Genomic DNA, 15163 nt, shown 5'->3' on the forward strand with positions numbered 1-15163 from the left:
TCCTTGATGGCCTACTGGCAGCGCAGCAGGCGCAGTTGCCCCAGCACGGGCAAGCCGGGAATGGCGCCCACCGGCGAAGCGGTGCGCACCAGGTCGGCCTCGATGAAGTAGCTGTTGGCGTTGAAGTTGAGCGCGACGCAGTTGGTCAGGTAGCGCGTTTGCGGGGTCGCCGCCGGTGCGTAGCTGTTGCTCGACAAGCTCGCCAGCGTGGTCAGCACGCCGGTGGCGGTATTGTGCGCGCGCAGGCGCGTGCGCACCTCGGAGTAGATGCCGTTGTCGGTGAAGCGCGCGCCCAGGTACACGCCCAGGATGCCGGTGCCGTCCCAGGTATCGTGCACCTGGTAGCGGATGGTGCAGGTCAGGGTCGTGGCGCCGCTGACCAGGCCGGCATCATTGTTGTTGAACGATACGCGGCCAGTGCACAGTTCGTCCGGGGTGCCGGTCGATCCCACGGACGACCAGTTGCTGCTTGCCAGCGCCAGGCCGGGAATGGCCAGTGCGATCACGGCGAGTGCCGCGCCCAGCCGCGTGCGGCTCGTGATGTGTGGGCGTGGAAATGGAAGACGGGTAGACATGATGGCTCCTTGGCATGAAGTCGGGCGCGCGCCGGCGTCGTAACGACGCTGGCCACACCGGTACTTCCAGCCTAGGAGCCGCAGCCCGCGTGCGCGTGAGATGCATCAATCGTCCCCGGTCTGAATCGGCCATTGGCGCGGCCTGTGCCAAACAAGCTGCGTGCAAGGCCGCCTTGATGCATGCGGGTATCGCTTGCGGACGTAATGGTTTGAAACAGCTTGGCAAGCGGTAAGGTAAGATGGATTCATTACTGTCCCGTTTGCGATTCGATGCGTTCAGCTGTTCTGTTTCTCGGTGTCCTTTTCCCCATCCTGCTGGCGTCCTGCCGCGAGCACACGCCGGCGTCCGCTACGGTGCCGGCAACACCTGCCGCTGCCCGCGTCGCGGTCGCCGAGGCCGAGGCCGAGGCCGTGCTGATGCACGCCATCTTCGGCGCGAAGTTCAATCCGGCCGCCAACGAGGCCCCGATCGAGATGAGCGCGCCGGACCAGCCGGGCATGCGCATGTACACCATCGAGCCGGTGGCCCATGCCTTCCTGCCCAACGGCGACGCCGCGCTGGTCGCCAATGCCCTGGCAGTGCAGGCCGGCCGCGATGGCATCCGCGTGCATACCGAAGGCGGGCTGCTCAACGTCTTTATCCTGCGCAAAGCCGATGGCCGCTGGACCTTGCTCAAGCACCACGTCAACGTGGCGCGCCTGGGCACCTGGGAGCGCATCGGGACGGCCAGATTCATGCACCTCGCGCCCGGCAAGCCGGGGCTGGCCATGTTGTACGGCAGCGCCTTTCAAGGCTATGTCGAGCGCTACCTGTCCCTGTTCGACCTGGGCGCCGCCGATCTGCGCGACCTCACCGGCGATGGCATTGCCGTGTCGGCGAGCGCGCTCGCTTGCGAGCCGGCCGACACGGAAACCTGTTACGAGGTCGCCTCGGGCTGGCGCTTCGCCGTGTCCGCCAGCGGCGCGGCGTATAACGACCTCGTGTTCCAGTTCCGCGGCGAAGAAGACAGCAAGAAAGACGTGCGCAGGAAGGGTGGGGAAGGGCCGCGGCTGGCGTCGGACATCACCCGCCTGGACGGGGCGGCCCGCTATGCCTACGACGGCAAGACGTACGTCCTGGTCGAAGGCAAGAACCTGGCCAGGAGCCATTAAGGCCAGCGGCCGGCGCTGATCATGGGCAGTTGCCCACCACGTAATGCCCGGCCGAGATTTGCGCCAGCGTCTGGATGTAGAACAGATTGTCCAATCCCATGTTCTGGTTCGATCCATTGGCCAGCGCATAGCCGCCGCTGTCATGCGCGCGGCCTGCCTGCACGTGGGCAAAGTTGCTGGCCGTGACCGTGCTGCAGGTAAAGCCGCTGGTGGTGCTGGCGCTCACGCTGGCCGACAAGCCGCTTTCCACCCCATTCGCCACCGATGAAGCCTGGTACGAGTAGCTGGTCGACGCCGTCAGCGCGGTATCGGTGTAGCTCGTGGCGCTGACCGGCGCCGGCGTGACCTTGCTGCCGTTGCGGTAGACGTTGTATCCGCCCGCGCCATTGGCCGCGCTCCACGACAGCGCGATGCTGCTGGCGCTGGCGCTGCCGGCCTTCAGGTCGGCCGGCGGCTGCAGCGCCGGCGCCGGTCCCACCAGGAACTGCGGCAGGTGGCAGGGCGCCGAGGTCTTGCCGGTGCCGGCATCGGTGGCCGTGACGGTGCCGGTGTAATAGCCGTTGGCCAGCGCATAGCCGATGCTGAAACTGGCGCCGCTGCCGGCCGCCGTATCGTTGATGGCGGTGGTCCCGTTGAGCACCACGCGGTAGCTGCTGATCGTGCCGGCCGCGTCGACGGCGGCGCCGCTGATGGTGGCGGCGTTGCCCGACACGGTCGCCTTGCAGGCGGTCATCACGGGCGCGGCGATGCTACTGGCGCGCAAATTGTTCTTGAACCAGAAATCCATCACGAAGGCCGGGTAATTGACCTTGGTGGCGTCGACAAAATGGTTGTTCTGCCCGCCGGGTCCGGCCGGCCAGGCGTGGCCCATGCCGGTGACCGCGATTTCCGACGTGCGCAGCTTGCCGTTGCTGTCGGTGTAAGGCGTATTGCTGCCCCCGCCCGGCACGGTGACGGTCGCTCCGCGCGCAAAACTGCCGCCGTAGGCGATGCGCATGGCGCCCGCATCGATCGGGCCGTAGGCCGGGGCCACGGTGTAATCGCTGGTGCCCCAGATGACGCTGGCGATCTGGGTGGCGAACTTGCTTTGCTGGGCGCCGGCCAGGGCCGTGCACTTGTTGGCCGCCGTGCTGGCGTTGAACCCGGACGGCACGCTGCCGATCTGCATGATGGTGGTCCCGGGCGGCGGCCCGGCATTGATGCCGATGCCCGCAAACACATCCGGCGCCAGGCAGCCCAGCACCATGGTCTGGCCGCCGCCCGAGGACAGGCCGGTCACGTAGACCTGGTCCGGATCGATCGCATAGCGCGCATCGCTCACGAAGCGGCTCACCAGGTTCAGCAGCACGCCATCGTGGCCGCTGGCGCGGTTGTGGTTGGTGAGGCTGTAATCCCAGCAATGGCTGCCGGACACATTGCCGGTGGCATTCGGCGCCAGGATCACGGCCCCGTACTGGTCGGCCACGCCTTTCCAGTTGAAGCCCTTGTCCGACCCTGAATCGATGACGTCGCCGGAGGCGGTTTGCTGGCAGCCATGCAGCACCATGACCAGGGCGCGCTTGCCGCCCAGCACAGGCTGGCTTGCGGGCCAGTAGAAATAGCCGCTCAGGTTGCCGCCGTTGACGCTGTCCGCGCCCCACGTCTGGTTGCCGCTCCAGGTGCCGGGACCGGCCTGTACCTGGGCCAGCGCGGCCGCCGGCAGGCAGAGCAGGAAAGAAGCCGCGCAGCGGCCGAGAGAAGTGTTGATTGCCATGATGTCTCCATTTTTCTATATTGAAAATACGGGAAGGCTGCGGGTGCTTGCAGGGAAGAGCTCGGGTGTAGGCGTGGAGGGGGTGCCGCGCGGGGCGGCCAGCCTTCGGGACGGTTCACGGGAAGTAACAGCCGGAAATAATTCTACCGGAGCGGCATCATGAACACGTCGGCTGCGGCGGAGCATCCTGGCACGATGCCTGTGCGTAATTGCACAGGGGCTACAGCAAGCGTGCGCGATGTGAGGCACAATGACAAGCCGCGCGGCCGTCCGGCCGCGCCCCTTGAGGAGAGAGCGTGTCGGCCCTTGCAGCAGGTATTGTCGGCGCCGTCGCCGCCTGGTTCGCCGTGCGCTGGATCGGCGCGCGCCTGCGTACCGGCGCCGGCGACGGCACCCTGGAGTTCGCGCCCTTCATGGAGCGGCTGGGCATCCTGCAATTGCTGGGGGTGGCCGTGCTGGTGTGGGTCGCGCTGTCGCGCGAGCACGACAGTTATACCGCCCTGATCGCGCTGACAGTAGCGCTGGCCATCGGCGGCGTGTACTGCCTGTGCGAAGGCATCATGACGCGCGGCAAGGTCGACGATGCCGGCATCCTGTTCATCACGCCCTGGGGCGGCAAGCGTCACGAACTGTGGCGCGACCTGCGCAGCGTGCACTACCGCGCGTACTGCGGCATGTACGTGCTGAAATTTCGCAGCGGCAGCGTGATTCGCCTGTCGGTGCTGCTCAGCGGCCACGGCGCCGTCCTCCAGCACGTGCGCGCGCGAGGCTACCATGTCTGAACTGGCCCACCTGCGGCTGATGGCCGGGTACAACGCCTGGATGAACCAGAAACTGTACGCCGCCGCCGCTACCCTCCCGGCCCACGAACTGGCGGCCGAGCGCGGCGCCTTCTTCGGTTCGCTGCTCGGCACGCTGAATCATCTGGTAGCGGGCGACACCATCTGGCTGCGGCGCTTCGCGACCCATCCGGCGCGCTTTGCCGCGCTCGAACCGGTGCTGGCGCTGGCGCCCCCCGGCGCGCTGGACGCCGTCCACAGCGACGACCTGGCCGTGCTGGCAGCGCACCGGCGCCTGCTCGACGCGGTGATCGGCACCTGGACCGCGCAGCTGGCCGACGCCGACCTGGAGCATGTGCTGCACTACGCCAGCACCAAAGGCATTGCGTCGCAGAAGCGCTTCGGCGACCTGCTGCTGCATTTTTTCAATCACCAGACCCATCACCGCGGACAGGCCAGCACCTTGCTGTCGCAGGCCGGCGCCGACCTCGGCGTGACCGACCTGCTGATGCTTATTGAGAACGTTGAGGAGCGGACGGCGCCGCCCGGGACAGCCTGAGTCCGCCGGCGTCGGCCAGCCGGCCGCTTGCGCCCCGCGCCGTGTGGTTCCTCAGCGAGCGCACCATCTGGTTGTACGAGTCCACCAGCGCTGCCGTCAGCACCTTGCCCTGGGGCGTCCGGGTGTAGCCGCCCGCCCCTGCAAAGCCCCCGTTGAAAAAGCCGCCCGCCGCGCCGAAGCGCCAGTAGCTGGCGCTGCCCTGGGCCGCCGCCAGCTCGGCGCCCGACCGGTTGTCGGTCAATACCAGCAGGGTGGACGGGTGCAGGGCGACCTCGTGCAGCGAACCGATGCGTGCCGCAGCGTCGTCGCCGAAGCTGAGCGAGGGCGTGGCCGTGTAGTCGGAGGTGGTTAGTGTGCGCTCACTGAGGCTGGGGGTGTGCTGTGCCAGGGTAAAGCAGTTCGACGACTTCACCATCAGGCGCAGCAGCGGCATGGGGCCGGGCAGGTCGGCGTCGCTGCCGGACCGGTTCCGCCCGGGCTGGCGCTCTTGTTCGACCAGGCTGAGCGTGCCGAGCGAGCGCGGGCAATGCTCCAGCTGGCTGTTGGGTGATTTGATGCTGTCAGGCGGCGGCGTGCTGGCGCAGCCGGCCAGGGCCATGACTGTCAGGGCGATGAGCACGGCGGGGTTTGGGCCTGGCGTCATGGCGGTGTCCTTTGCGTGAAGTTGAACGGAAACTTCACACATTGTAACGATGCAATTTGGCAAGTAACTTGCCTCTAGTCAACTGCATCCCAACACGCGCCAAATACCACAGTGCGCTCCCGCAGACGCGGGCGCGGCGGCTAGTTGGTCCTTGCCGCGGGCTGCGCCGGCGCCTCGCCCGCCAGGCTGGCGTTGTACAGCTGGCTGTCCGCAATCGTGTTGTGGCCGGTCTGCGGCACATTGATGTAGCGCGCCACGCCCGGTTTGAAGCGCGTGAGCAGCAGTTGCGAACTGGCGCGCGGGATGATCTCGTCATCTTCGGCCGCGATGATGGTGGTCGGCGCGTTCACGCTGGCGGCGTACACGCCCGACTCGAATTTGTCTTTCAGGAGCCGCGTCACGGGAAACCATGGAAACTGCAGCGCGGCGATGCCGACGATGCTGTCGTAGGGCGTGACCAGCACCAGCCGCGCCACCGGGCGCGTGCTCGCGATGTGCACCGCCACGCCGCTGCCCAGGCTGCGCCCGATCACGGTCACCTGCGGATGGCTTGCCTTGACCATGTCGAACAGGGCCAGCCCGTCGGCGAACAGCGCCGCCTCGGTGGGGGTGCCGGTACTGCCGCCGTAACCGCGGTAATGCAGCAGGTACAGCGCGTGCCCGGGAAAGGTGTCCGCCAGCGACGGCAGGCTGGCCGAGACATCTTCCGCATTGCCGCCCAGGTAAATCACCGCGCGCGGCCCGGTCTCGGGCCGCACCGTCACGTCCAGCACGGCGCCGCCCACGGGCAGCTGCATCAGCGAGCCGGGCGCCGTGAAACGGCGCGGCTGGGGGAAATAGATCAGCGAGCGCTGCGCGAAGTACAGGCCGACGCAGACGACGATGTACAACGCAAGCGCCGCAAGAACCGAACCAATTACCATGCGCATCGCGCTCTCCTTATTGCATCAGCTCTTTGATCATCTTCACCGGCGCGCTGCCGTAGCCGAGGAACTGTTCGTGGAACTGCTTCAGGTCGAACTTCGGTCCGAGCGCCTGCTTGCGCTGTTCGCGCAGGTCCATGATCTCGCTGTAGCCGCTGAAATAGCTGGTCAGCTGCACCGAACTGACCTTGGCGCGGTGCCACTTCTCGCTGGCCTCGCTGCGCGTCTGGAAGGCCTGGCGCGTGAGCATGTCCATCGCCTCGGCTTCGTTCATGCCCAGCACGTGCACGCTGTAGTCGAGGATCGTGTTGGTGACCACGCGCAGATTCCACTTCGAGTACATCAGCCACATTTCCGGCGTATTGTCGCCGTAGCCCGATTCGAGCATCATGCGCTCGCCGTACACCGCCCAGCCCTCGATCATGGCGCCGTTACCGAACAGCGACTTGATCAGGGACGGCGACTTGTTGGCGTACACCAGCTGCGCGTAGTGGCCCGGAATGGCTTCGTGGATGTTCAGGATCTGCAAGATCCAGTGGTTGTATTCGCGCAGGGTGCTCTCGGCCTGCTCGGGCGTCATGCCGTCGAGCGGGGTGACGTTGTAGAAGGTGCGGTCCTGCGGGCGATACGGGCCGGGCGCATCGATGCTGGCGCCAGCCACGCCGCGCTGGTACAGCGGCGTTTCGCGCACCACCAGCGGCTTTTTCGGATCGAGCGTGAGCAGGTTGTTCTTGACCACCCAGTCCTGCAGCAGCGGGATCTGGCGCCGGATCTCGGGGAAGAACTCTTCGCGCGAGACGTGTTTGGCCGACAGCGTATCGATCACCATGCCGATTTTTTTGGTGCGGTCGGCCGGCTTGGCGGTGCTGCCCATGGTCTTGGTCCACAGCTCGTCCGACAGCGTGTCCATGCGCGTGAGCAGCTGCTCGCGCGCCGCCAGCGCTTTCTGGTACATCTGTTCGGCGCTCACGCCGGCCTGGATATCGTGGCCGAACTTCTGTTCGTACAGCGCCTTGCCGATGCGGAACGAGCGCGCACTCTGGTTGGCCTGCTGGGCCTTATCGAGGTCGGTGAGGAAGTTGACGTAGCCGATCAGGGCATCGCCGGCGGCCGCGATGCGGCGCGCGAACAGGTCTTTTTCAGCCTGGTTCAGGATCGATTCCTGGGCCGCCTTGCCCAGGTCCGCCAGCACCGTCATGGTGCCCGGCGCCTGCTGCAAGGCCAGCTGCGTGTGTTCGTGGGTCGGGTTGACGATGCTCGCCTGCGCCGCCTGGTAGTAGGCCGGCACGTTGGCCAGGCGCTTGAGCAGGGTGCGCAGGCGCTGCGGCTTGGCCGCGTATCCGGAACCGAGAATCAGGTCGATCGGGCCGGCGATGTTGTACAGCGCCGGGTTCCACTCGAACTCGCGCAGGGTGGTCAGGTAAAAGCGGTCGGCATTGAGCTTGTTGACCAGCAGGACGTGGTCGGTGCGCTGCTTGACCGACAACTGGCGCACGTCGAGCTTGGCCAGCTTTTGCAGCCACTCGTCGGCAAACGCCAGTTGCGCCGCGCGCGTGGCCGCGCTCGGAATGGTGAGGTTGGCGGCGCCATCGTATTTGCCGGAGTAAATCGCGCTTTCCGGATCGATGCGCCACAGCGCGCCGAGGAACTGCATGCTGACGGTATTGAAGCGGCGGTCCTGCGAGCGCTCGGCGCCGGCGGCCGGCGCGCTGACAGCGGCCGCCGCGGCGACCGGTGCGGCGATGGCTACGGCCTTGGACGGCTTGACTGGTTTGGCGGCTTTCACCGTCTTGGTGATTTTTGCCCTGGACTGTTTTTTCGGCTTGGCAGCGCCTGCGGGCGCCAGCGCGAAGCACGTCATGAAAACAGCCAGTGCAATTTTGGTCTTGATCATTGTGATTGGCCTTGTAGTTACAGAAGCGGGGGCAGCCGCAAGCATGCGGCGGGCGCCAGATTAGCATCAATCGCCCCGCCGGGGCGCCTTTGTCACAAATGGAAACGGCTGGGACTCAGCCTGCGCGGCCGGTGCGCAGCATCTCCTGGTGGATCGTGTTGATCTCGATCGCCGTCTTGTCGCCATTGGCGATGTTGGTCAGGACGATTTCGCTGCTCTTGGTAAAGCGGTGTGCGATGCGCACCGTGTAGGAGCGCGTGATCCAGCTCAGGAAGCCTTGCGTGTAGCTGGCGCTGTCGATGTCGCGCCACTTGACGCCGCCGGCGCCCTTTTGCCATGGCAGGACGCCCGAATACAGCCAGACGCCGGTATCGTCGTAGTACAGTTGCACGCTGCGCAGCATCATGATGCGGTAGCCGACGAACAGCGCCGAGCCCACGAACACCACGATGGCGGAAATCGTCCCGATGCTGAATGCCACCGGCAGCGCCACGCCGAACAGCACCAGGGCCAGCAGGCCGACGCCGGCGTAGCCAAACCAGGACACGACGCCGATCACGTTAGCGCCGTTGGGATTTGTGACTTCGGTTTGCTCTTCCATGGCTTCAATCAATATTGGTTAATAAAAACGCATGATGTCATGGAATTGCGCCGGACGCTACTACAAGCTTGCATAGCCTTACCGTAGCCCGTCCTGCAGCATGCGCAGCATATCCCCCGGCGACATGCGCGCCGACACATCGCTGCCTTCGAGCAGACTGTCGGCCAGGTCGCGCTTGTGCTTGTGCAGGTCGACGATGCCTTCCTCGATGGTGTGGCGCGCCACCAGCCGGTAAATGGTCACCGGCCGCTGCTGCCCCATGCGGTGCGCGCGGTCCGAGGCCTGGTCTTCCACCGCCGGGTTCCACCACGGGTCCATGTGAATCACATAATCGGCCGCCGTCAGGTTGATGCCGACTCCACCCGCCTTGAGCGAAATGAGGAACACATCGCCTTCCCCGGCCTGGAACGCATCGACCCGCTTTTTGCGCTCCTGCATCGGGGTTGATCCATCGAGGTACTGGTACTTGATTGCGCGCTCGTCGAGATGCTTGCGGATCAGGGTCAGGTGGTCGACGAACTGGCTGAACACCAGCACCTTGTGGCGGTTGTCGAGCAGGTCGCCCAGCAGGCGTGCGAACACGGTGAGCTTACTGCTTTGCAGGCCCAGTTCCGGCGCCACCAGCGCCGGATTGCAGCAGGCGCGGCGCAGCTTCATCATCTCGGCCAGGATCTGGATCGACTTCTGGCTCTCGGGCGCTTCGAGTGCGGCCAGCTTGGCGATGGCGTCGCGCCGCAGCGATTCGTACAGCGCCGTTTCTTCCTCGGTCAGGTCGACCGGCAGCACGATTTCGGTACGCGGCGGCAGTTCCGACAGTACCTGCGCCTTGGTGCGGCGCAGGATGAACGGCTGGATCAAACGCCGCAACCGCAGGCGCGCCCCGGCTTCGGCGCGCTTGTCCTGGGCCCGTTCGATCGGCCCGGCAAAGCGCAGGTTGAACTGGTCGCTGGTGCCGAGCAAGCCCGGATTGATGAAGCGGAACAGGTTCCACAACTCGCCCAGGTGGTTTTCCAGCGGCGTGCCGGTGGCCACCATGCGGAACTCGCCCTGCAGCGCCATCACGGCCTGCGAGCGCTTGGTCGCGGTGTTCTTGATCGCCTGCGCTTCATCGAGCACGATGCTGTTCCAGCGCACCTTGGCGAACGCCGGCGCTTCCAGCTGCAGCAGGCCGTAACTGGCGATCACCAGGTCGAACGGCCCGGCCTCGGCCAGCATGGCGGCGCGCTCGCCCTTGCCGAACAGCTTGACGTTGAGCGTCGGTGCAAAGCGCGCCGCCTCGCTGATCCAGTTCATGCACACCGACGTCGGCGCGATCACCAGCGCCGGGCCTTGCGGCGCGCGCGACAGCAGCAGGGCCAGCGCCTGCAGCGTTTTACCGAGGCCCATGTCGTCGGCCAGGCAGGCGCCCACGCCCCAGTGAGCCAGGCGCGCCAGCCACTCGAAGCCCTCGACCTGGTAGTCGCGCAGTTCGGCCTGCAGGGTGCTCGGCAAGCGCGGCACGAAGGCCGCGTTCTGTTCCATGTGCGCCAGATGGTCGCGCCAGCCCTTGTCGGTGTCGACGCTGCCGGCATCCTGCGCCAGGTCTTCCAGCGCGAAGCTGGCCAGCGCATGCACCTTGATTCCGTCCGCGCTCGGGGTGCCGAAGGCCGACAGCTCCATCAGGCGCCGGTGCAGTTCGGACGTCAAGGCCATGAACTGGTTGTCGCCCAGCGCCACGAAGCGGCTGCCGTTTTCCCTGAGCATATCGAGCAGGGTGCGCAAGTCCATGATGCGGTTTTCGTCGACCTGCACTTCGCCGCTGGCCGCGAACCAGTCCTTGTCGCGCTTGATGGAGAGGCGTACCGACTTCGAATCGGCTTTTTTCGCGAGGCGAAACGGCTCGCCCTCGGGCCAGGCCAGCAGCACCTTCGCCGGGTCCAGTTCCTGCAGTTCGGCCAGCAGTTCCAGGCACTCGATGGGGTTCGCCAGCAGCCATTCGCCATGGTCCGATTCGGATTGCTCCAGCACGTGCAGCGCGCCGACCAGCTGGCGTTCGGCCTCGCGTTCGGCGTTCAGGTTACGCCGCGCTTCCACGCGTGCGCCCGCCACGTCTGCGATCACGCTTTCGGCGCCCGAGCCGGGCGGATAGTAGGCGCCGGCGTCCGGCAGGGGGCGCACCAGCACCTGCATCTTCAGGCCATGCTGGTAGGGCAGCAGGTGCAGGTGCAGGCGGCTGTCGGCGTCGACCTGCGCGATGTCGGCCGCGCTGCCGCCGATGTCCGACTGCACCGTGACGATCGACGAAATCGCGCCGATCGCCTTGAGCACCTGCTTTTCCGCGTGCAGCGGCACCACCAGCCCATTGCCGACGATGGCGCCGATGCGGCGGTGTTCGTCGCTGATGCGCACTACGCGCAGGCGGGTCGGCGTTTCACGCGTGACGCACACGTCGTCGGTGTTATCCAGAATCGGCGGCTGCAGGGTGATCGTCACATTGCCGGCGCGTGCCTTGATCATCAGTTCCGGCTCGCCCGGCAGCAGTTCCACGCGCGTGCCGGGGGCATCGATCCAGAACAGCAGCGGGTGGCCGATCAGCGCGGCCACCGCCTTGTCCATGTCGAATTCGTAGCGCACCCCGCCGCCGCTGTAGTATTTATAGGCGTTCAGGGTCGCCACCACGTGCAGGTCCTGCGAGGTGAGGAAGTCGAAACTGGCCGCGTCTTCCGACAGGCGCTTCAAGCCCATGGCGCGGCCGCGGCTCCAGCCGCCCTGGGCGTCGCGCTTCTGTTCGCGCGGTTCGATGTCCTGCACGCCGTACAGCGGATCGAAGCGCAGGCCCCATACCAGGCGCGCTTCCTTGACCACTTCCACATTCACCGCCGGCTGCAGGTTGATCAGCGCATTGAGCTGGCGCTCCCACGGCTCCTCGCGCTCGAACCAGCCGCTCATGTCGGCAAAGCGCAGGCGCTGGCGCAGGCCGATCGCTTCCTGTTCGTGCGAGACGGCGCCGATGCGCCCCAGCAGGGCGCCCAGCTGCGCCGCCACCAGGTCGAAGCCGCCCTCGGTCGCCTGCGCCATCATCTGTTCGAGCTGGGCGCGCTTGTCGTCCAGCTGCGGCAGCGCCAGCCAGTAATGCAGCAGCGCGCGGAACATGAACGGCTGCAGCGCGCTTTCCCAGCTGCGCGTGGGCAGCACTGCCGCGTCGACCGTGCCGCCGCGGATCTGGCGCAGCATGTTCAGTTGCTGGTAGACCGCCGTATCGTGGCTTTGCACGGCGCGCGTGACGATGTCGAGATAGGCCTCGGCCAGCTTGTGGTGCTTGGGATCGGGACTGCGCAGCAGCGCCAGCACGTACAGGTGGCCGCCAATGCCGGGAAAGGTCATCTTGCGTTTGCCGGTTTCGCGCCGCAGCGACTTGAGCGCCTGGTCGAAGCCGGCCAGCGCCTCGGCGTGGTGCTCGCGCAGCAGCAGGATCACGCTGCGGTAGAACAGCGCCATCGCATCGTCCATGTCGTGCAGCAGGTTCGAGGCGTCGTCCAGGCGGCCGCACAGGATCAGGTGTTCGGCCATGACGATGCGCAGCCCCATCGAGCACGCGCCCTGCGCCAGGTGGCGTTCGGCGAACACGCGCAGCTGCGGCGCGCTGGCCGGTTCGCGCTGGGCGTTCTCCATCAGCACCCGCAGCACCTCATCGCGCAGTTGCGGGTGGATGCGCGCGAACAGCTCCGGCTCGAACGGGCGCGCGCAGATATCGACCAGCGGATGCAGGTAGCCCGCCTCGTGGCAGTTCATGCAGGCCGCCAGCAGCGGCGCCACCAGCGCCGGACCCTGGCCGCTGGCCAGCGCGATGCGCAGCAGCGCCACGCCCTGGCGGTAGCTGCGCAGGATGGCGAAGCCTTCCCAGTTGCGGCGCAGCGGGGTCAGGTTGTCGTAGGCGGCGGCCAGCGGGCCGAATTGGCCGGCGTCGAGCGCCGCGCTCAGTGCCGGCCAGGTGACTTCGGGCGTGACGATCCAGCCGCGGTGCTGCAGCTCGCCCGCCATGCCGAGCGCGCGCAGCGATTCCATCGCCTCGACCATGGCGTCGTTACTGACCGTGATGCCGGCGCTGGCCAGGTGCTCCTGGAGGCGGATGCGGCCCATCGGTTCGCCCGCCATCGCCAGCATGGCGGCGATATTTTTTTCGAGCAGGCCCAGTTGCGCGAACCGGGCACGCATCGTCGTTGCGTCTTGCCCGCTCATGCAGCTCCGGGCAGATTGTCGATCGCCACCACGGCCGGCTGGTCGGGCGCGACCAGGCCGAAAATGCGCAGGTAAAAATACAGCTCCGCTTCGAGCGTGCGCACGATGCTGTCGGCCTTGCGAAAGCCATGCCCTTCGCCCTCCAACGTCATGTAGGCCACCGGCACGCCGGCCGCGCGCAGGGCGTCGACCATCACCTCGGACTGCTGCGGCGGCACGACTTTATCGTCCAGGCCCTGGAAGAAGATCATCGGGCGCGTCAGCTTGTCGGTGTGGTTGATGGGTGAGCGCAGCAGATACAGCGTTTCCGATTCCGGCTTTGGCGCGATCAGGTATTCGTTGTAGTGCGACTCGAACTTGTGCGAGTCGTCGTCCAGGCCCTTCAGGTCCGATACGCCGTAGTAGCTGGCGCCGGCCTTGAACACATCATGGAAGGTGAGGGCGCACAGGGTGGTCAGGCCGCCGGCGCTGCCGCCGCGGATGACCAGGCGCTCCGGATCGACCAGGCCGCGCGTGGCCAGGTAGCGCGCGCCGGCCACGCAATCGTCGACGTCGACCACGCCCCACTGGCCCTTGAGGGCGTCGCGGTAGGCGCGGCCGAAGCCGCTGCTGCCGCCGTAGTTCACATCCAGCACCGCGAAGCCGCGGCTGGTCCAGTACTGCGTGGCCAGCTTGAGGGTGCTGGCGGCCATGCCGGTCGGGCCGCCGTGGCTGATGACCATCAGCGGCGGTTTGGCTGCCGCATCGGACGTGACGCCGGCGTTGCAGGGCGGGTAGTAGAACGCGTGCGCGCTGCGCTGGCCATTGCCGCCGCTGGCGTAGGTGATGCTCTCCGGGACCGACAGGTAGGCGTCGGCCGGCAGGTCGGTGATCGAGCGCGCCAGCACGTGCGGCCGGGCGCTGGCCAGATCAAAATGCGCCAGTTCCAGGGGAATCGTGGGCGAGCCGCCCAGGATCAGCGCCGCGCCGCCGCCCACGCGCAGCTCGCGGATTTCCTCGTACGGGTTGGTGATCGGGGCCAGCTTGCCGGTCTCGGGCGAGAGCTGGGCCAGCCGGCTCACGCCGTTTTCGATATAGGTGCAGATAATCTCGCCGTCGCTGCGAAAGCCGTACATCGACACCGCGAAGCTCCAGTGCGGCGTGCCGAATTCGGCGGCGCGCTCGCACAGGGACTGCACGCTGCCGGCGGCCAGGCGGTACAGGTTCCACCATCCGCTGCGGTCCGACACGAAATGGAGCACGCCGGCCGGCGACCATTCGGGCTGGCAGACCGCTTCCTCGGGGCCGCCGGCAATCAGCGTGGCGGGGGCCAGCGAGCCGTCCGGATTGATGTGGGCCAGCCACAGTTCGGTGCCCTGCCAGGGCATGCGCGGATGGTCCCAGCTCAGCCAGGCCAGTGCGCGGCCGTCCGGCGACAGGCGCGGCGCGGCGTAAAAGTCGCTGCCGTGGGCCAGGATGGTTTCGCTGCCGTCGGCGCCGACCGCGCACAGGGTATTGACCGGCTGTGCGCCGGGGAAGGCATGGTCCTCGCGCACCACGATCAGGCGCTCGCGCGCCGCATCCCGCGCAAAGTCGGCGTAGCGCGCGCTGCCCGGACGCGTTATCGCCTGCGCCGTCTGGCCGGGGTAGATCGCGTAAATACAGTTGTCGGCAAAGTTCGAGAAATACACCGTGCCCGCCGCCACCAGATAGGCGCCGCCGCCGTATTCGTGCACGCGGCTGCGCACATTGAACGGGGCCGGGGTCAGTTCGACCAGCTCGGCGCCGCGCTGGCGCAGCAGGGTGGTGCGCCCGCCCTCGCTGGCGCGCCCGGCCAGCCAGTAAGCGTCCAGGCCATCGGCCTGCGGCTGCGACAGCGGGGTGGCGCCGGCGGCCACGGTGGCGGCGCTGATAGGGGAAGGCCAGAGGCCGAAAGGGGCGCTCTGTGGGCTGGTCGAAGCTGTCATGGGGATTCACTGGGTTGGCGGTGGTATGGCATGATAGATAATACCCCGGCCCCGTGCAAATGGCGGTGCGCGGCGCGCGGCGCGGGAATGCGATAATAGCGCCTTTCTTCAAGCTTCCGA

Annotated in this window: 11 protein-coding genes; 3 read left to right on the forward strand and 8 right to left on the reverse strand. The window is 66.8% G+C overall.

Annotated features, from left to right (window positions below; genetic code table 11):
• Nucleotides 1–11: 11 nt before the first annotated feature.
• Complete coding sequence (locus RBA41_RS18870) at nt 12–575, reverse strand: hypothetical protein (RefSeq protein WP_306625750.1); 564 nt, start codon at nt 573–575, stop codon at nt 12–14.
• Nucleotides 576–845: 270 nt separating this feature from the next.
• On the opposite strand from RBA41_RS18870, the gene RBA41_RS18875 reads away from it, so the two are divergent.
• Nucleotides 846–1727 carry a hypothetical protein gene (locus RBA41_RS18875; protein WP_306625751.1) on the forward strand — a complete coding sequence of 294 codons (882 nt, stop codon included), beginning with the start codon at nt 846–848 and terminating at the stop codon, nt 1725–1727.
• Nucleotides 1728–1746: 19 nt separating this feature from the next.
• Here the strand turns inward: RBA41_RS18875 and RBA41_RS18880 are convergent, their stop codons facing one another.
• Entirely contained in the window at nt 1747–3480 is a 1734-nt protein-coding gene (locus tag RBA41_RS18880) for an extracellular catalytic domain type 1 short-chain-length polyhydroxyalkanoate depolymerase (protein WP_306625752.1), read from the reverse strand.
• A 296-nt stretch (nt 3481–3776) separates the two neighbouring features.
• Between RBA41_RS18880 and RBA41_RS18885 the strand changes: the two genes are divergently transcribed.
• Together RBA41_RS18885 and RBA41_RS18890 are read left to right on the forward strand one after the other, a co-directional pair.
• Nucleotides 3777–4262 (forward strand): hypothetical protein, encoded by a 486-nt coding sequence (locus RBA41_RS18885; RefSeq protein WP_306625753.1) that lies wholly within the window; start codon nt 3777–3779, stop codon nt 4260–4262.
• Nucleotides 4255–4818, forward strand: a complete 564-nt coding sequence (locus tag RBA41_RS18890; protein WP_306625754.1) for a DinB family protein — start codon at nt 4255–4257, stop codon at nt 4816–4818. The genes RBA41_RS18885 and RBA41_RS18890 overlap by 8 nt, the downstream gene beginning before the upstream one ends.
• Here the strand turns inward: RBA41_RS18890 and RBA41_RS18895 are convergent.
• From RBA41_RS18895 to RBA41_RS18920, 6 genes are all read right to left on the reverse strand, one after another.
• Nucleotides 4772–5461 (reverse strand): hypothetical protein, encoded by a 690-nt coding sequence (locus RBA41_RS18895; RefSeq protein WP_306625755.1) that lies wholly within the window; start codon nt 5459–5461, stop codon nt 4772–4774. The two genes, RBA41_RS18890 and RBA41_RS18895, sit on opposite strands and share 47 nt — an antisense overlap.
• A gap of 140 nt (nt 5462–5601) precedes the next feature.
• Nucleotides 5602–6390, reverse strand: coding sequence for an alpha/beta hydrolase (locus RBA41_RS18900; RefSeq protein WP_306625756.1), 789 nt, complete (start codon nt 6388–6390; stop codon nt 5602–5604).
• Between the two features lie 10 nt (nt 6391–6400).
• Nucleotides 6401–8278: a DUF885 domain-containing protein gene (locus RBA41_RS18905; protein WP_306625757.1), complete on the reverse strand. Its 1878-nt coding sequence runs from the start codon at nt 8276–8278 to the stop codon at nt 6401–6403.
• A gap of 115 nt (nt 8279–8393) precedes the next feature.
• Nucleotides 8394–8879 (reverse strand): hypothetical protein, encoded by a 486-nt coding sequence (locus RBA41_RS18910; protein ID WP_306625758.1) that lies wholly within the window; start codon nt 8877–8879, stop codon nt 8394–8396.
• 78 nt (nt 8880–8957) lie between these two features.
• Nucleotides 8958–13097, reverse strand: a complete 4140-nt coding sequence (locus RBA41_RS18915; RefSeq protein ID WP_306625759.1) for a DEAD/DEAH box helicase — start codon at nt 13095–13097, stop codon at nt 8958–8960.
• A complete protein-coding gene (locus RBA41_RS18920) occupies nt 13094–15043 on the reverse strand; it encodes a dipeptidyl-peptidase 5 (protein WP_306625760.1) in 1950 nt (649 codons plus the stop codon). Before RBA41_RS18920 ends, RBA41_RS18915 begins: the two co-directional genes overlap by 4 nt.
• Between the last annotated feature and the right edge of the window lie 120 nt (nt 15044–15163).

Origin of the sequence: Massilia scottii, from assembly GCF_030846495.1 — a bacterium.
GTDB lineage: Bacteria > Pseudomonadota > Gammaproteobacteria > Burkholderiales > Burkholderiaceae_D > Telluria_A > Telluria_A violaceinigra.